Origin of the sequence: Thermoleptolyngbya sp. C42_A2020_037 (assembly GCF_015272455.1) — a bacterium.
Classification (GTDB): domain Bacteria; phylum Cyanobacteriota; class Cyanobacteriia; order Elainellales; family Elainellaceae; genus Thermoleptolyngbya.
The window spans coordinates 17,348-34,947 of sequence record NZ_JACYLP010000003.1; the positions used below are offsets into that span (position 1 = coordinate 17,348).

16 protein-coding genes are annotated in these 17,600 nt (G+C 58.0%); all 16 read right to left on the reverse strand.

Annotated features, from left to right (window positions below; translation table 11 throughout):
* Positions 1-10 precede the first annotated feature (10 nt).
* Positions 11-889: a Uma2 family endonuclease gene (locus IGS16_RS00555; protein ID WP_297082398.1), complete on the reverse strand. Its 879-nt coding sequence runs from the start codon at positions 887-889 to the stop codon at positions 11-13.
* An 8-nt stretch (positions 890-897) separates the two neighbouring features.
* Positions 898-1,110 carry a hypothetical protein gene (locus IGS16_RS00560; protein ID WP_297082400.1) on the reverse strand — a complete coding sequence of 71 codons (213 nt, stop codon included), beginning with the start codon at positions 1,108-1,110 and terminating at the stop codon, positions 898-900.
* Between the two features lie 1,280 nt (positions 1,111-2,390).
* On the reverse strand, positions 2,391-3,989 hold the full coding sequence (locus IGS16_RS00565) for a helix-turn-helix domain-containing protein (RefSeq protein ID WP_297082402.1): 1,599 nt from the start codon (positions 3,987-3,989) through the stop codon (positions 2,391-2,393).
* Between the two features lie 247 nt (positions 3,990-4,236).
* Positions 4,237-4,890: a (2Fe-2S) ferredoxin domain-containing protein gene (locus tag IGS16_RS00570; protein ID WP_297082403.1), complete on the reverse strand. Its 654-nt coding sequence runs from the start codon at positions 4,888-4,890 to the stop codon at positions 4,237-4,239.
* Positions 4,891-4,955: 65 nt separating this feature from the next.
* The gene (gene nifT, locus IGS16_RS00575; protein WP_068515251.1) at positions 4,956-5,159 is read right to left on the reverse strand and encodes a putative nitrogen fixation protein NifT; all 204 of its coding nucleotides are present in this window, start codon (positions 5,157-5,159) and stop codon (positions 4,956-4,958) included.
* 72 nt (positions 5,160-5,231) lie between these two features.
* Positions 5,232-6,353, reverse strand: coding sequence for a homocitrate synthase (nifV, locus tag IGS16_RS00580; protein WP_297082405.1), 1,122 nt, complete (start codon positions 6,351-6,353; stop codon positions 5,232-5,234).
* Positions 6,354-6,517: 164 nt separating this feature from the next.
* A complete protein-coding gene (locus tag IGS16_RS00585) occupies positions 6,518-7,060 on the reverse strand; it encodes a ferritin-like domain-containing protein (protein WP_297082407.1) in 543 nt (180 codons plus the stop codon).
* A 410-nt stretch (positions 7,061-7,470) separates the two neighbouring features.
* Positions 7,471-7,947: a NifX-associated nitrogen fixation protein gene (locus tag IGS16_RS00590; RefSeq protein ID WP_297082408.1), complete on the reverse strand. Its 477-nt coding sequence runs from the start codon at positions 7,945-7,947 to the stop codon at positions 7,471-7,473.
* Entirely contained in the window at positions 7,944-8,369 is a 426-nt protein-coding gene (nifX, locus tag IGS16_RS00595; protein WP_068515278.1) for a nitrogen fixation protein NifX, read from the reverse strand. Before nifX ends, IGS16_RS00590 begins: the two co-directional genes overlap by 4 nt.
* Positions 8,370-8,582: 213 nt before the next feature.
* Positions 8,583-11,342: a bifunctional nitrogenase iron-molybdenum cofactor biosynthesis protein NifEN gene (locus tag IGS16_RS00600; protein ID WP_297082411.1), complete on the reverse strand. Its 2,760-nt coding sequence runs from the start codon at positions 11,340-11,342 to the stop codon at positions 8,583-8,585.
* Positions 11,343-11,460: 118 nt separating this feature from the next.
* Positions 11,461-11,766: a Mo-dependent nitrogenase C-terminal domain-containing protein gene (locus IGS16_RS00605; RefSeq protein ID WP_297082413.1), complete on the reverse strand. Its 306-nt coding sequence runs from the start codon at positions 11,764-11,766 to the stop codon at positions 11,461-11,463.
* A 91-nt stretch (positions 11,767-11,857) separates the two neighbouring features.
* The gene (locus IGS16_RS00610; RefSeq protein WP_297082415.1) at positions 11,858-12,160 is read right to left on the reverse strand and encodes a nitrogen fixation protein NifZ; all 303 of its coding nucleotides are present in this window, start codon (positions 12,158-12,160) and stop codon (positions 11,858-11,860) included.
* Positions 12,161-12,218: 58 nt separating this feature from the next.
* Complete coding sequence (nifK, locus tag IGS16_RS00615; RefSeq protein WP_297082417.1) at positions 12,219-13,796, reverse strand: nitrogenase molybdenum-iron protein subunit beta; 1,578 nt, start codon at positions 13,794-13,796, stop codon at positions 12,219-12,221.
* Between the two features lie 106 nt (positions 13,797-13,902).
* The gene (nifD, locus tag IGS16_RS00620) at positions 13,903-15,357 is read right to left on the reverse strand and encodes a nitrogenase molybdenum-iron protein alpha chain (RefSeq protein ID WP_297082419.1); all 1,455 of its coding nucleotides are present in this window, start codon (positions 15,355-15,357) and stop codon (positions 13,903-13,905) included.
* Positions 15,358-15,580: 223 nt separating this feature from the next.
* Positions 15,581-16,456, reverse strand: a complete 876-nt coding sequence (gene nifH, locus IGS16_RS00625) for a nitrogenase iron protein (RefSeq protein WP_068515290.1) — start codon at positions 16,454-16,456, stop codon at positions 15,581-15,583.
* A gap of 199 nt (positions 16,457-16,655) precedes the next feature.
* Entirely contained in the window at positions 16,656-17,561 is a 906-nt protein-coding gene (nifU, locus tag IGS16_RS00630) for a Fe-S cluster assembly protein NifU (RefSeq protein ID WP_297082421.1), read from the reverse strand.
* Between the last annotated feature and the right edge of the window lie 39 nt (positions 17,562-17,600).

Consider the following 17,600-nt stretch of genomic DNA (forward strand, 5'->3'; position numbering starts at 1 on the left):
TCATCTGTGCTCAAAGCTGATTCACTTGTTCAGTCGAGAGGCCCAGCAACTCTGCTACCTGGGCAGGGGGCATCCCGGTCGCCAAAAGATTTCGGGCCGCTTGCAGCAGTTGCGCCTGCGCCCGCTCTTTTTCCTGCTGCTCTCGTTCAGTATCCGTCAAGTACCAATTACCGTCTGCACCACACCACCGCAGCCAGCAGCTTGAGACCCCCTCAAAGACCCCCTCCCATAGCCCCAAGCCAATCTGCAAATCCTCCAGCCAGACCTGCGGAGGGGTCGGATTGAGGGGCTGCTCCCGGTAGCGACCGCCTGCCCATTGAAAATAGCGGAGTTGACGGGTTTGTCGGCTATAGGTCAGATAATGGGGCACCCGGAGATACTGCTCATAGACCTGAAACTTGGTCGGCGGTGAGGTATCCCGATAGGGCTGGGAAGACAACGACGTTGCCGCTTCTACACCTGCTTCAATCGCATCTTCGGCCCGATAAAAGCGTCCCAAATCTTCTGGCTCGGTTCCGGGCGACAGAAATTCAATCACCACATGGGGATTCCGCCCTTCTTGCCAGGTGACATAACTGCGGCGAAAGTCTTGTCCAGCATAGAGGCGAGGCACACCCACGGCCAAAAACCAGTCTGGGCGCTTGTACCAGAGGGGATGATGGACATCGTAGTACAGGTTGAGGTCAGCACCGGTAAACCACTGGTCGCGGGGATAGTCTGCCAAAGATAGGGTGCGGCTCAACAACTGCGGCTGGAGGTCGTGAAATTCGTCAGGCAAGCCGGGTTCCCCAATCACTTCACTGGGCAAATCATACATGGTGGGCAGTGTCTCGCGGGGTGGGCGCGGTGGTTCGGCTTGGGGAACGGCATGGCCAGTGGTGAAGCTCATAATGGCAATCAGGAAGCGCTGATCTTCAGTGTACCTACTTTATGTAGGCCGCTCAGCCTCTGGTTTTCAGAGATGGTGTTGGTTAGCAACAGCCAGAACTGCACCAAGTCGGGGTCTCGCAGGACGAAGGTGAGGGCAGCCCGAAAAGTTGTTAGGACGACTGCGATCGCCGCTGCCGTTTCCTCGGTGTTCAAGTGAGCGATCGCTACTTCGCGAAGCACCCAATCTCCAGCACAAACAGTTGGTGGGTTCTGGCTACTGCATCATCTCAGCAGGTCAAACCAAGGGCCATCATCGTTGTCAGTTATGCTAGCCGAGGGCGCTCGCTTGTGACATCAACCGAGCAACCCCTCGACTTATCAGTAGGCAATCAACCAAGCCACGAGTTTAGGAATCTCCTCAAGATGAAGAGCTTTCATGCAACTGATTTCCTCAACAAGATGGAACAGTCCAGATGCGCTAACTGGCAAATTAGCATGTACTCGTGTAGCGTGGTTCGTTGATAGCGGTATTAGTAGGAGTCAGATTGGTAGTAGTCAGCGGTACTGGCTCTACTCGAATAATGCTTATTGTTCGAGGAGGACGGTTTCGCAAAGTTGGATTAGAACTAGCATGTTCAGGAAGTAGATCATCCACTTGAACACGGATTCGAGTAAGATTACCTCCTGGTATGTCTTCCAGAATAATATCAATTCCTCGAATAGGCTCGCCTGCCGCCCGTTGTCCAAAACAGACTCCAGGGGGAGGAGAGGGAGGAACTGGCACATTAGGAGTTGCTGGAGGAGTTGCTGGCCTGCCTAAAGCAGGTCGAGAAGAGGGGATAGCTAGGGCTAAAGAGGCTTGCAGTGTTCCTATAAGTGCTAGCCCAGCAACTGCAAAAATTGATTTCACTGACTTCATGATCAATCTCCTTAACAATTCAAATCATGGAACCAACCCCCGCTGAACAAATCAAATCGCATGTGTTTCCATTGATGAATTGACTTCCCCAGAAAGTGGGAATTGGTTAGAGGATAGTATTAGGAATGCCCACCTTTTGGTAGTTTCCATCAATTCATTTAAAAACTTCACTTCTAACCCTGACTGCCTGACAGCGTGGATGAACGGTCTGAAAACTCCTAGCGCTAAGGAGAAAAGGTGAGGCGACATGAGACGCTGAAATTCGCGTCACATCAGGGACTGTACTATGTCAGTGTGGCGTTGCCGTCAGCAGTTCTGCCTAGTGCCCTCTATGGTGACGAGCTGCCTTTGGAATCCCATCTCCACTCACTGTAGTGCCCAGCCGCTAAGACAGCGTTCGATGGCTGTGGGTAGGGGCTTACATCATTGTGCGATCGCTCCACCCGCAATCAACGGAATCCTGGCCTTGCCGAATGAAGCGATGCACCCTAGAAGGACTGGGATAGTGTCGAATAATCCCTAAATAATCCCTAAATAATCCCTGAATAATCCCTGAATAATCCCTGAATAATCCCTGAATAATCCCTGCCATCAAGCCTGCTTAAACAAGGCCCAGAGCTTCTTGCATCCGAGTGCGATCGCTGGCTCCGAGGCTAAATCGGCCATTCTCCACATCGCGAATCCAGCTTTGGCTTTTGCCCAAGCGTTCGGCGAGGGCCCGCTGGCTCAGGTTTTGGCGCTGGCGGGCGGATTTGATGGCTGCGCCAGAGAGGGGAACGGCCTGCGGCGGGGGGGTGGATTTGGGCGATCGCCGTCGTTTGGGACGGGCTTTGCCGACGCTCTGTCGCCAGTCCTCTGAAAGCTCAAACCCCAACAGGCGGGCGTTGAGTAGTCGCTGCCCCTTGTCGCGGGGGGCGCGATCGGTGAGGCTGAGGTCGCTGTGGGCATCATCAGTCCAAAAGTTGAGGGCGGCCTCGGCATCGTCGGGAATGTCGGCCACCCTGGCCCATAGGGGCTGGATAACAGGCGGGTAGGTGTCGGGGTCGAACTGGGGCTTGAGGCCATAGTGGTAGAGAGCCTCTAGGTCGTTTTCAAAGGTTTTGATCAGGCGCTTATGGGCACCGCGCACGGTCAGCGCCTCAGTAAGGCGATCTTCGCCGTAGGCAATCCGCAGCAGGGTGCGTATGGTGATGCGGTGGTCGCTACCCAGGCGCAGCTTAAAGACCAGCCACAGCAGCAGGCGCATGGCCCCCTCGTGCTGTTGCCAATTGCCCATCACCTCGGTGAGCAAGGACTGAGGCAGAGTGCCGTACTGGTAAAAGGCCGTCTGGCGGCGGTAGTCCTGTCGGTTGAGAAAGCGCTGCGCCCAAGCCCCGGCCCGCACTGTGAAACTCAGGCCAATCAGGTGACGGCAGCCCTCGGCATCGGTTTCAAAGTAGTACTGGGTGTGGAGGAGTTGCCAGACGGGGTGTTCATCGAGGCTAAAGCCCTGCACCTTACCTTGGCGCGGCCAGTCGAGGGACACTAGCACCCGACAGGCTTGGTAGACTAGCGTTTTAATCAGCGTTAGCCGTTCCAGCTTGGTCAGGTCTTTGCGACGGTGTAGACCCAGGTACTGCTCGATGTGCTGGTCGTTGAGCACGAAAGACTCTGCCCAAGGGCGATCGCAGGTGGTGGTCTGGGCAGCAAAGATCAGGTGCAGACAGGCGGCCCGCAGGTCAAACTGGGTCAGGGATGCGATTCCCAGGGTGTAATCTATGGGGCGGATCTGGGGGGCTTCCGGGTCTGTGGCCAGGCGAAACCGGAGTTCCCCCCGTCCCCGGTGGATGGTGCGACGGTAGGTTAGGCAGCCGTCGTCGTCCGCCTGCCAGGGCAAGGACTGGCGCTGGGCTAGCAGATTGCAAGCTTCCCACACTACCATGCAGGAGGCAAAGGGGGTGGTTTTGCCGTTGAGGAAAAGGCTGGGAATAGCAGCGGGCAGCAGGGTACTTTTGTTGCGGCCTTTTTTGGGCTGGAGGGGAGCTAGGGAGCCGATAGTGCAGGCTTCCACACAGCGAGGCGTGTCCAGATCGGCGCAGCGATCGCACAGGGTAGGGTCAATCCAGTAGCCGTTATCGGCTTGGGTCTTGATGGCTCCGGTGGGACACTGGGGCCGACAGCGATCGCAGGCAATGCAGCCATCTTTCACGGTATAGACCATGGCTCAGTTCTTTCCCTTGACCAGTTGACTCTCCCAGGGATAACAACCTCAATAATCAATTTTTATGCTGATCGATACGGTTTAAGGATCTCTTTTTTATTGCCAAAAAGGGGTTCAGAATGGACGTTTGCGAGCGAAATTTGGTGACTTCAACAACAAGAATTCAGCCCCAAATTGATGGATTGATGACCCTATTTCATCTCACTTATCAATTCATTGAAAAACGCAACAAGACCTTGGGATTGGGTTACATTGGGTCAGGTTGGGTGGGTTTTGTGGGGGCAAAGTGGCGATCGAGCATTTCAGGCAGGTGCGACAGCTTTACCCGGCTATATCGGTACCCACCAGGCATGATGGTGAAAGTAGGGGCTTCAGAACAGCGCTTCTGGCAGCCAGTGTGCTGAATTTCGACCTGGGAGTGGAGGTTGCGATCGCGAAGTGCCTGCTGTAACGCTTCGACCAACTCGCGACCACCCCGCTTTTGGCAGCCAGATTTGCGGCAGACCTGAATTTTGAGGGATGGAGGGAATGGGGGAGTGGGTTGGGAAGATAAGGAGGGGTGGCGCACGGCTGTGCGTTTGCACAGAGGATCTGCCCCTGACAGGGTTGGAGAGAAATGACGATCAGTGCTGTTGGGAAGAGGCGGGAAGGTAAGGATGTGGTAGGCTTTGAGCTTGATGGTGCTGCCATCGAGCTTGGTGCGGCCAAGGCAGCGCAGGTAGTCGCCAGGTTGCAGGTGCGATCGCAGAATGGCTCGTCCTTCCTTTGGCAGTTTGATGGTTAGCACTTCGCCCTCTACGTCAAGGTAAATGGCCTTGGCAGTGGTAGAGTCTGCGCCTACAAAACCGAGGAAGGTGCCGTCGAGATTGAAGAGCCAGGGAAGACCGGAGAAAGGGGACATAGGGCCTATGAGGTACGAGGTGGTGAGGTAAATCGGTCTAAGCAGACCGGAGATTAGAAGTTTCCTTAGTTCAGTTTGCGGGCTTCGACGGTTTGGGGGGTTTGGATGGGGTCGCTGAGACCGGCGATCGCCAATTCCCAGCCGTTGGAAAGGGTGAAGATTTGAGCATCCTCCTGCTGGGTTTGGGAGATGACTTCTTCCTCAAGGTCTTTTTTGGCTACGTAGACCAGGAGCTTGCCTGCGGCGTTGGTGCGGAGCATGACTTTCATGAGTGGGTAGGAAGATAGGAATGGATAAAGAGTGGGTGAGGTAAGACGAAATAAGATATCGAAGCTCCCTTGTCATGCCATCATGCACGCTCGGTCTGCGGCGATGCTGAGCAGTTCTTCGAGGGTGAGGCTCCGTTTTAGGGAGACGGCGCGATCTCGAACGTCATTCAAGATGGACTGAGTGCGATCGCCGTCTAGGTGGATGCCTTGGGTGGCGAGAACCTGCTCGATTAGGTGGCGGCCAGAGTGCTTGCCCACGACTAACCGCCGCTGGCGGCCGACTTCGCGGGGGTCGAAGGGTTCGTAGGTACGAGAGTTTTGCAGAACGCCGTGGGCGTGGATACCGGACTCATGGGCAAAGGTGTTGTCGCCGACGATGGCCTTCCAGGGGGGAACGTCGCAGTGGACGGTTTTGGCCACAAAGCGGGAAAGTTCCAGGAAGTATTGGGTTTGGATGCCAGTTTTAAGGTCATAGAGGTGTTTCAGGGCCATCACCACCTCTTCGAGGGCGGCGTTTCCGGCCCGTTCCCCTAGCCCGTTGACGGTGGTGTTGACAGAGGTCGCGCCAGCCCGTATCCCGGCCAGGGCGTTGGCGGTGGCTAGACCCAGGTCGTTGTGGGTGTGCATTTCCACCGGAATGTCCAGGGCTTCCACCAGGGCTTTTACCCGTTCGTGGGTGGTGAACGGGTCAAGAATGCCGACGGTGTCGCAGAATCGGAATCGAAATGCGCCCCACTCTTGGGCATACTGGGCAGCGTCGATTAGAAAGCTCTCGTCGGCGCGGGAGCTGTCTTCGCCGCCGACGCTTACCGCCAGCCCGTGGTCGTGGGCAAAGGCAAGAGCATCGCGCAACTGCTCCAGCATGGCCCGCCAGCGACCTTGAAACTTTACCTGAATCTGGATCTCTGAGACTGGGATTGAGATGTGAATTCGCTTCAGCCCGCAATGGATTGATGCCTGAATGTCGGACAACACGGCGCGGTTCCAGCCCAGCAGGTGGGCGTTGAGGCCGAGGTCGGCGATCGCCCGAATCGCCCGGGCCTCATCCTGTCCCATAGCAGGAATGCCCACTTCTAGCTCATGGACTCCAATTGCATCAAGGAACTTGGCGATCGCAACTTTCTCCTCTAGTCCAAAGGCTATGCCTGCGGCCTGTTCGCCATCGCGGAGGGTGGTGTCGTTGATGTAGATCATGGTGAGGGGGCGGGTTGGTAAGGGGATGGGGGAGGTCGGGAGTGGGGAATTAGAGACCTACGACCGCTCTACAGCGTTTTTGAAGCTAGTGAGGCACACGGATGGTCAATAAGCCCTTGCCTCGTGAGGGCAGCATGTGCCTCACCCCGCAAGAAAATGCTGTATCACGCCGTCATAAACGCCGGGGTTAAACTGTCGTGGGCGAGGAAGTGGTTGATATGAAAGGCGCGGTCTTCGGTTTTGAGCAGGATTTCGTCGTAGAGGTAGCGGGTAGCGCGATCGCCCAAACTTTCAGCCTGGACAGAGAGGCGGCGCAGCAGGTCGATAACGGCCTGTTCGGCTGCAAGGTCGTGTTCGAGCATGGCGCGGCAGGTGTAGGCTCCATCCGCTTCGGGGGCGAAGCAGCAGAGGTCTGAGAGGGTGGCGAAGCTGCCCGCCGGAATGCCGCCTAGACCGTTGAGCCGCTCTGCTAGGTCGTGGGCATGGCTCTGAGTCGCGTTGTAGCTCTCCTGAAAGAACTCGTGGATGGAGTAGAACTCTGCCCCTTCTACTACAAAGTGATGCTTTTGGTATTGCAGGTAAAGAGCCTGGAAGCTGGCATAGGCAAGGTTCAGCCCTTCACAGATAGCAGTCGTGATATCAAGATCAAAGCCAACGGGGTTTGGGCCAACCTGGCCAAAGGCGCGGACAAGAGTTTCGGTGGTCATAGGAAATCCTAGAGTATAGAGCCACTGTGTACACACATCTCGACTCTTTGCGTAAGGCTCCGAAAGATCCCCCCTTACTGAGGGAACTTCTGATCCAGTTCGCCCCCCTTAAGCAAGGGGGGCAATCTGTGTCAATTCCCCCCTTGTTCAAGGGGGTCAGGGGGGGATCAAAGCATCGCCGCTCATGTCTAGAAGACTGGTGCGTTCACAGTAGGAGATACAGAGGGAGCATCAGGAAAGAGAGCGCACGGGAGATATTGGGTTGAGGATTGTGAGTGTCCTGAAGTTTTCGCCACCTATGATCCAGCCATCTCTGCAATCCTCACAGCATGACTACTCCTAATCGGTCATTTTTCGGTCATTCTGAGGGTGGCGAGTAAGTTAGAACCTAACCTCAATCCAAAGCTTCCTTACCACTGGCTGACTTCTGGGAACCGGGTGGCCAACTCTAGGCCTTTTTGCACCAGCCGTTCGCCTTCCTCGTTGAGTTTTTCCAAGGAGGCAAAGCCAAACCGCTGGGCATCGCGCAGGGTTTTGGAGACCAGCAGCAGGCGACCGGAAAACACCAGTGCCCAGCCAAAGCCCTCGTGGCTGAGGTCGATGACTACCTGGGAGAGCAGGCCGGTTTCTTGCTCAATGCGATAGGCGACGGCCCGGAAAAATGCCAGAATGCGGCCCTGGGTGAGGGGGTCTACCTCGCCCTCGACGGAGATTTCGCGCTTTTGGGCTTTGGTGAGGATGTAGGGCTTGAGCAGAAGTTCGTCGGTCCAGTGGCGATAGGTGCCGTAGGCATCGTTGGCGCGAATTTGCTGGGCGATCGCCTGCAAAAAGGGCGCATCGGCTACGGTCAAACTGGGGGGCAGGGTGGAGGTTTCAGCGGTGGTCATAGCAGGATTTCCTCTTCGGTTTCGATGTAGGCGTTTTCAAAGTGGGTGGCTTGTTCCTGGCGCAGCACCTTGCGTAGCCAGGGTGGCGGGCTGCCCTGGAGGGTTTGCATAAGCTGAGCCAAAATCGCTGTAATTTTGTCATTCTCAGAGTTGGACTTCATCGGGGTAATGCGGCGATTGATCAGCCGGGCCGCCGCACTGCCGCCAATGTCAGCCACGTAGACAATGGTGCAGCCCTCCAGCGCTTTGAGCTTAGGCTCTAGCTTGTCCTCGTTGCCGTCCTCCTTCAGCGTGCCGCCAAAGGTGAGGGTTTCGAGAAAGGTGAATCCGTCTGGGGTCAGGTCGTAGACATCGATTTTGCTGGCCCAGCCAAAGTGGGCATTGATGTGGATGTTGTCTTGGGTGGCGAAGGCTATTTTCATGGCAAGTCTCCCTTGGATTTTGGATTGGGGATTTTGGATTTTGGATTGGCTTCCATCGCCCAAAGGGCGAGGGGTTGGGGGTGAGGGTCTGCGGAAATTTTGCGTCTCCGATTCCCCTCCTCGGAGGGGCTAGGGGTGGGTTAGCGAGAAATTCTGGATTGGGGTTTTGGATTTTGGAAAGGCTGTTGACTCAATCGCAAATCCAAACTCCCTTCATTTCCCTCCTTCCCGCCATTGATGTACCAGCCTATGGGTGCGCTCTTCGTCGGCTGCTAGCAGGATGTTGCCGATCGCAAACAGCAGATCCAGGGTGCCGCGATAGCCGACGGTGCAGCGGTGGCCGTTGCCCAGGTGCTCTAGCATGGGGAAGCCGTGCAGGTAGAGGGGAATGCCGAGGCGGCGGGCGATGGGGCGGGCCTTGGAGTTGGTGATCCAGAGATCGGCGGTGGCTCCGAGGTCTTCCAGGTCTTCCAAGTCGCCGATGGTGACCTGCTCGATGGGCAGATCTTTCAGCAGAGGGGCTGGGGCCGGGGCAATGGCGGTCTGAATCTCGGCTCCGGTGCTGTGCAGCCACCAGGCGACGTTGTGCAGCAGGTCGGGTTCGAGGGCGATCGCCACCCGTTTCCGCCCAAAGAAAAAGTGGGTGTCGAGCATGGCATCCTGCACCTGGCGGCGCTGGCGCTGATACTTGGCGGGCACGGGCTGGCCGCTGAGCTGGGCCAGGGTGTGAAGAAACTCATCCACTGCCCCCAGACCAGTCAGCCGGGTGAAGGTCTGGGCGGGGGTGCCGGAGCGTTCCGTCAAAATCTTCGCCGCCCCGGCCATGCTGCCGCCCAGGGCCAGGGTGAGGGCAGAACGGCCCACGGCCTGGAGGTCTGCGATCGGAGTGCCACCTGTGGGGGTGGTGTAGTGGTCGGCATCGTCTAGGTGGCCGTCTAGGGAGGTGGACAGGTCGGGCACGGCGATCGCCCTCAATCCAAACGCCTCCACCATCTCCTTCAGCTCCGCCACATCCCCAGGGCCGAAGGCGGCACTGGCCAGCAGAGTGACCTGTTTAGGGTTAATCTCCCCTGGTTCAGGGATGGTCTGCACCAGGCTCTCCACCGCCCGGGCAAAGCCATCCTCCAGGCTGCCCTTGTAGTCGGGGGTGGAGGCAAACACGATGGGCACCGTGACTTCCGGATTCGCCGTGTGGAAGTCCCGCAGAATGCCCTGCATGTCGTCGCCCCGGGTTTCCGTCAGCCCGGTGGTAAACAGCCCCACCAGCTCTGGCTGAGAGTTCTGGATCACCGTCAGCAGACCGCCGTGGACGTTGTCGTCGCCCCCCAGCACGGTGCTGACCTCGCTCATGGCCGTGGTCGCTAGGGGAATGGCCTCCTGAAAGTGGTTGACTAGCAGTACCTTGGCAAAGGCCGTGCAGCCCTGGGACCCGTGGAACAGCGGCATCGCCCCCTGAATGCCCAGGAAGGCTAAGGCCGCCCCCAGGGGCTGGCTCTGCTTTAGCGGGTTGACGACCACGGCCTTGCGGCGGGCAATGATCTTGGTAGCAGTCCTCTCTCCACTTTCGGTCCCCCGCTCCCCAAGGGAGCGGGGCTGGGGGTGAGGGCTTGCCCAGGGTGCTTCCCGCCGCACCTCCGCCCACACCGGGCTGTGCAGACTCTCGTCCAGTTCCTGGGCCATCTCCAGCAGGCCGCCGTAGCCGGAGTAGGGGTTGTGGCGCTCCTGGTTGATATGCAGAAAGGGGATGCGGGCCTTGAGGGCAGTGTACTGGTTGCGCCCGCCGGCGATCAGCATGTCGGCGTTGGTTTGCTCGATTACCTTCAGCAGTTCGGCAGCCCCGCCCTTTTCCAGCATGATGCCGTCCTGGCCCAGTAGAGTTTTGATCCGGGCTTTGTCCTCCTCGGTGCTCTTTTTGCTGCTGGTGGCGACCACTTTGATGCCTAGATCTTGGGCCGCCGAGATGATCGACCAAGACTTGACGCCGCCAGTGTAGAGGACCACGCGCTTGCCCTGGAGGCGATCGCGGTAGGGGGCCAGTTGCTGGTTCAGCTTCTCGGTTTCTTCAGCGATCACGGCTTCGACGCGGGCCTGCATGGTCTCGTCGCCCAGCTTGGCGGCGATCGCCCGCAGGCAGTGGTTCATATCCGCCACGCCGTAGAACGACTCTTCTACATAGGGAATGCCGTAGCGCTCCTGCATCTTGTGGGCCAGGTTGATCAGCGCCTTAGAGCAGATCATCACGTTCAGCTTGGCCCGGTGGGCGTAGGCCACCTCCCGGTAGCGGGCATCGCCCGTGATCTTGGAGAGCACCCGAATCCCCACCTTCTCGAACACGGGCAGCACGCCCCACAGTTCCCCAGCGATGTTGTACTCGCCGATCAGGTTGATGTCGTAGGGGGTAGTGAACTCCGGTTCCGCGGTGCCAATCACATGCTCCAACAGGGCCTCCCCAGCCAGGCGGTTGCCCAGATTTTTGCTACCCACAAAGCCAGGGGACTGCACCGGCACCACCGGCAGACCCAGCTTTTCTGTAGCCGTCTTACACACCGCCTCCAAGTCGTCGCCAATCAGCGCCGTCACACAGGTGGAATAGACAAACACGGCGGCGGGGCTGTAGCGCTCCTGCACATCCTGAATAGCCTTGTAGAGCTTCTTCTCGCCACCGAAAATAATGTCGTTCTCGCTCAGGTCGGTGGTAAAACCCATTTTGTACAGGGTTTTGCCGGAGGACAGACTGCCCCGCCCGCCCCAGGAGTTGCCCGCACAGGCGATCGGCCCATGCACCAGGTGGGCTACATCGGTAATCGGCACCAGAGCAATGCTGGCCCCATCAAAGGCACAGCCCCCTTGGGCAGCCCCAGGCTTGGCCTGCTGCTGACACACCTTGTTGTGGCCCTTGCCGTTTTTCTTGTGGTTGTGCTCGCAACCCGGCTGGGTCAGGAGTTCTGTCATGGTGGCTTTGGTGGAAGGCATGGCAGGGAGGGGGTAAGGGTTGGTGAGTTGAATGGGTGGATGAAGGGAACCATCAGGGCACAGCGCTGATGAGCAGTTTCGTCAACGCGAAGCAATACATCGTCAAGAACCTTGCGGCTCAGCACAAATACTGGGTCACGTCTTCGCCGCAGGTGTCGGCAAGATAAGTCAGCGCCCTCAGGCGCAGCGCTACCAGCTCGTCGTACACCGGGTTGAGTTTGCACAGGGCTGGAATGTGAATGGTGCGACCCAGCACTGTCAAATCGCGCTCGAAGGGGCAGCAGCAGGGAATCAGGCGGCAGATCCGGTGGGCGAAGCGGCGGTTGGTGACCTCCAGCCCGCTAATCCAGTGGCGCAGGGGGGCGAGGGGGGTGGGCGGGTGGAGGGGTGGGTGGGTGGAGGGGTGGCGAGTGAGGGTAGCCATGACTGTGCTCGGTAGGTGAGGGCGAGAACGTGGTGGGTTCTGGTTCCGGCTCCCCTCTCCCCTGGGGAGAGGGGTTGGGGGTGAGGGCTAGTTACCAGGTGTGATCGTCGTCCTGGGCAATGAGAGGTGGGCGGTCTTCGGTGAGTTCCAGTTCGCGGCCCAGGCAGCCGACCACGTAGTTGCTCTCCAGAAAATGCACCGAGTAGATGTAGGCCCGTTGCAGGTAGGTGCCAATGCCGACGATGTAGCCGATGTCGCCCTTTTTGGCCAGGGGTGTCCCCACCTCTTTGCCAGGGAAGGTTCCGTCATTGCGGATCAGCTTCAGGACGCGGACGCGATCGCCCATGTCAAAGGTCGGCGGATCGTCGATTTCGATAGTTTCAGGAAGACGCATGGGAGTAGGTGGGTGAGGGGATGGTAGGGGCGAACCGCCGTTCACCCCCATCGAGGAACTAGCGGATCAAATCAAACGAGATGTCCGTCTTGGCGGGCACGATGGTCTGGCGATCCAGCTCATCCAGAATGGTGTTCACAATCCAGTTGAACTGATTGATCGCGCCCTGGTAGCCCAGGGTGGCGTAGCGGTGCATGTGGTGGCGATCGAAGATCGGGTAGCCAATCCGCACTAAGGGAGTGCCGGTGTCGCGCCACAGATACTTGCCGTAGCTGTTGCCAATCAGCAGATCCACAGGCTCGGTGAAGAGGAGCGATCGCAGGTGCCACAGATCCTTGCCGCCCCACACCGTCGCACCCTGGCCGTAGGGGCTGTTGGCCAGCAGTTCGCGGGCTTCGGCCTCAAACTCGTCATTGCTATTGGTCACTACAATGTGGGTCGGCTCCGCCCCCATCTCCAGCAAGAACTGAACCAGCCCCAGCACGTGGTCGGGGTCGCCGTAGAGGGCGATCTTCTTGCCATGAATCCAGGCCTGGGAGTCGGTCAGGGCATCCACCGCCCGGCCCCGCTCCTGCTGGAGTTCCAGCGGAATCGGCTTGCCAGTCATCGCCGACAGCGCTATCAAGAACTCGTCGGTGCCCTTGATGCCGAAGGGCCGGAAGTTGTAGGTCTTTTGGCCCCACTCGTTGGCAATGTATTCCTGGGTCTTCGGCGTAGTGTACTTCTGGAAAAACACGGTGCCCTCGGCGTTGATGCTGTCGGCGGTATCCGCCAGGGTGGTAAGGCCGTTGTACATCTTGAACTCACCCGTGTTGGGGGAGTCAAAGGCATCGGAGTTGTCCGATAGGATGGTGTAATCAATCCCAAACAGACCCAGAATCCGCTTCAGTTCGCGAATGTTGCCGATGTAGGGATCAAAGCCCAGGTTGAAGTTGAACTTGCCATTGGTGGTCTCGGCTTTTTCATCCTTAGTCAGGGTCTTGAGAATGCCCTTCAGCATGTTGTCGTAGCCAGTGATGTGGGACCCTACAAAGCTCGGCGTGTGGGCGTAGGGCACCGGAAATTCCTCAGGAATGTGGCCTTCGTTCTTCGCAGTGGTAATGAACGCACCCAGGTCATCTCCAATCACCTCTGCCATGCAGGTGGTGCAGAGGGCGATCATCTTGGGCTTATAAAGGGCGTGGGCGTTTTCCAACCCCTGCTTCAGGTTGTTCAGTCCGCCAAACACCGCCGCATCCTCAGTCATCGACGATGACACCGCCTGGAAGGGCTCCTTGTAGTTGCGGGTCAGGTGGGTGCGGAAGTAGGCCACACAGCCCTGGGAACCGTGGCTGTAGGGGAGGGTATCTTCAAATCCGGCGGCCACAAACAACGCCCCCAGCGGTTGGCAGGCTTTGGCGGGGTTGACGGTCAGGGCTTCGCGGGCAAAGTTCTTCTCCCGGTAGTCCCAGCTTTTTGTCCATTCGGCAATTTCTGCAACCTTTTCAGGACTGTGGGCACCCTCAAACTGGCGCTTGTACTCAAACAAGTTCTGATAGGTATCGGTGTGGAACAGGTCAAAGTGGTCTTTAATCTGACCTGGGTCGTCGCCCCCACAGGAGGGTGTGGGGATAGTGTTGTCAAGATTGTCAGTCATGGCTTTAAGGGGGATGGGTGGATGCGGGCGTGAGTGATAAGAGGCATTGGAGCGAAGTACCCATTGGGGCGCACTGCTGTGCGCCCGTACAAGGCTCAAATTTCGCCTAGTCCTGGGAGATCTGCCAGGGTGGGCTGATCAAACTCCAGGTGGGGTTGTTGATGGCCATGTCCATATCGCGGGCAAAGACTTCAAAGCCGTCGTAGCCGTGGTAGGGGCCGGAGTAATCCCAGGAGTGCATCTGGCGGAAAGGCAGGGCCATCTTCTGGAAGACGTACTTCTCTTTAATGCCAGAGGCAATTAGGTCAGGCTTGAGGTTCTTGGCAAGTTCCTCGAACTCGTAGCCGCTGACATCGTCGTAAATTACTGTGCCTTCGTCGATGTATTCGGTAGTGCGCTTATAGTCGTCGCCGTGGCCAAACTCATAGCCGGTGCCAATCACCTCCATGCCCAGGTCGGTAAAGGCAGGCACCACGTGGCGGGGGCGCAGGCCGCCGACCATCAGCATTACCTTCTTGCCTTCGAGGCGGGGGCGATACTTGGCCACAATCGTATCCATGCGTGGCTGGTACTTGGCAATGACCTCCTCCGCCTTGGCTTGAATGGTTTCGTCAAACTGGGCGGCAATCTTCCGTAGGGATTTGGCAATCTGGGTGGGGCCAAAGAAGTTGTACTCCAGCCAGCCAATGCCGTACTTCTCTTCCATAAACCGGCAGATGTAGTTCATCGACCGATAGCAGTGGATTAAGTTGAGCTTGGCTAGGGGTGTCATCACCACTTCATTAAAGGTGCCGTCCCCCGAAAACTGACAGATCACCCGCAAACCAATCGCCTCCAGCAGCAAACGACTGGGCCAGGCATCGCCGCCGATGTTGTAGTCGCCAATGATGTTGACATCGTAGGGGCCAGGTTCGTAGCCCTCAGGTAACTTGCGGTACTCGTCGGCCTTGGGCAGCACCCAGTCCCGCACGGTGTCGTTGGCGATGTGGTGGCCCAGGGATTGGGACACCCCCCGGAACCCTTCACAGCGCACGGGCACCACGGGCTTGCCATACTCCTTCGCCTTCTTGCGGGCTACGGCCTCAATGTCGTCGCCAATCAGGCCCACCGGGCATTCCGATTCGATGGTGGTACCCTTGCTCAGAGGAAACAGAATTTCCAGTTCATCGATCAGTTTGTCGAGCTTTTTGTCGCCGCCAAAGACAATGTCGCGCTCCTGAAAGTCGGAGGTGAACTGCATAGTGCCGAAGCTATCGACCCCGGTGGTGCCAATGTAGTAGTTGCGGCGGCCCGACCAGGAGTAGTAGCCGCAGCCTACTGGCCCGTGGCTAAGGTGGATCATGTCTTTGACCGGGCCCCAGACCACTCCTTTGGCCCCTGCATAGGCGCAGCCACGAGTCGTCATTACACCGGGGACGGACTTTTTGTTGGACTTTACGCCACAGTCGGTCTTTTCGGCCTCTTGGACGCTGATGTGCTTGGCCCGCAGCTTTTTGGCTTTGTCGGGGTAGGCCTCTAGCACCTCGTCGATGAGTGCTTTTCTATCTTCTACGGTAGTCATGGTGCCCTCTCGGGTAGGGGTGGATGGGTGGGGTCTTCCGCAGCTCCCCTCCTGGGAGGGGTAGGGGTGGGTCTGCGGGAATGTTGGATTGGCGATTTTGGATTTTGGACGGGTGGCCAGGTTTAGCCCTCATCCCCCAGCCCCTTCTCCCTGGGGAGAAGGGGAGCCGGATTCAAAGTCCCTCTTCGTCGGTGAGAGGGATTTAGGGTGAGGGTCAGGGAACCTAGACCGCTGCCAGGGCCTTGTCGGCCTCCAGAGCCTTCTGGTACTCTTCATCACCATCGAGAATGCCGAATTCAATCAGCAACTCCTCTAGCTCGTCCATCGAGATGGGAGTGGGGATGGTGAGATTCTTGTTGTTGATGATTTTGTCGGCCAGTTGGGCATACTCCTTCGCTTGGTTGCTGTTGGGGGCGTACTCGTTTACCGTCATGCGGCGCAGTTCGGCGTGCTGCACCACGTTGTCGCGGGGCACGAAGTGGAGCATCTGGGTGTTGAGCTTGGCGGCCAGGGCTTCGATCAGCTCAATTTCCCGGTCGGTGTTGCGGCTGTTGCAGATCAGGCCGCCTAGGCGGACGCCGCCGGAGTGGGCATATTTCAGCACGCCCCGGGCGATGTTGTTGGCCGCGTACATAGCCATCATTTCGCCCGACACCACGATGTAGATTTCCTGGGCTTTGCCTTCCCGGATGGGCATGGCGAAACCACCGCAGACCACGTCGCCTAGCACGTCGTAGGAGACGAAGTCTAGGTCTTCGTATGCGCCTTCTTCTTCTAGAAAGTTGATGGCGGTGATGATGCCCCGTCCAGCACAGCCGACACCGGGTTCGGGGCCGCCGGACTCGACGCACTTAACGCCGCGATAGCCGGTGAGCAGCACCTCGTCCAGTTCCAAATCTTCCACCGCGCCGCGCTCGGCGGCTAGGTGCAGGATGGTGGTTTGGGCTTTGCTGTGGAGCATCAGGCGGGTGGAGTCGGCCTTGGGGTCACAACCGACGATCATGATCCGCTGGCCCTTTTCGGCCATGGCGGCAAGGGTGTTTTGGGAGGTGGTGGACTTGCCGATGCCGCCTTTTCCATAGAATGCAATCTGTCGCATGGGGGGATTTCTCCTTGGGTTTGATTTCGGATCGAGGGGTAATGAAACGTTCGTCAATTCGGATCAGGCAAGGGCCTGGAGGAGGGCCGGCGGGTCGCGCCCGGCGCGGGGGATAGAGGGGTGCATGGGTGGGAGGAGGGGTGAGGGAATCTTGGACTGGTGATTTTGGATTTTGGGAAAACTTATGGAGTGTCGAAATTTAGATTGCTTCGACGATGAGGGAGGGCAAGACTAGATCTTTCAACTTGGCCTCGATTGCGTACTTCAGGGTTTCTGTGCTGCTGGGGCAGGAGCCGCACGCCCCTTGGAGCTTGACTAGGACGCGATCGCCCTCCACATCGTGCAAACTGACATCGCCGCCGTCGGCCAGCAGGAGGGGCCGCACCTCGGTGTCGATCACCTGCTGGATCAGGGTAATTTTTTGCAGGTTAGTGAGGGTGGTGGAGGGATAAGGTAAGGCTTGGGTGCTCTGCTCCTTATCTAGGGCGAGGGCGGGGGCAACTTTTACGGATTCTGCCGGGTGTTGAATTTCCAGCAGAATGTCCTCAATGTCCGCTAGGCAGGAGCCGCATCCACCCCCGGCTTTGACGTAGTTGGTGACTTGCTCTACGGTGGTTAGGCGGTTTTCGGCGATCGCCCGCCGGATCTTCTTCTCGCTGATGCCGTAGCAGGTGCAGACCAGGGTGCCATCGTCGTCCTCGTGATGCTCCACTTCGATGCCGCGATACTTGTAGATCGCCGCCTCCAGGGCTTCCTGCCCCATCACCGAGCAGTGCATTTTGGCTTCGGGCAGACCGCCGAGGAAGTTGGCAATGTCTTGGTTGGTGATGTGCAATGCCTCGTCTAGGGTTTTGCCCTTGATGATTTCGGTCAGGGCCGAGGAGGAGGCGATCGCACTCGTGCAGCCAAAGGTCTGGAACCGTGCATCCAAAATACTGTCGGTGGATTGCTGAATCTTCAGGTGCAGCCGCAGGGCATCGCCACAGGCAATGCTGCCCACTTCGCCGTAGACCACCGCCACATCGGGTTCCTGTGGGTCATCGATGGTGCCCTGGTTGATGGGGTTGTAGAAGAGTTCGAGTACCTTTTCGGAGTAGTCCCACATGGCAGTTTCGGGGGAATGAAGGAATTGTGGATTTGGGAT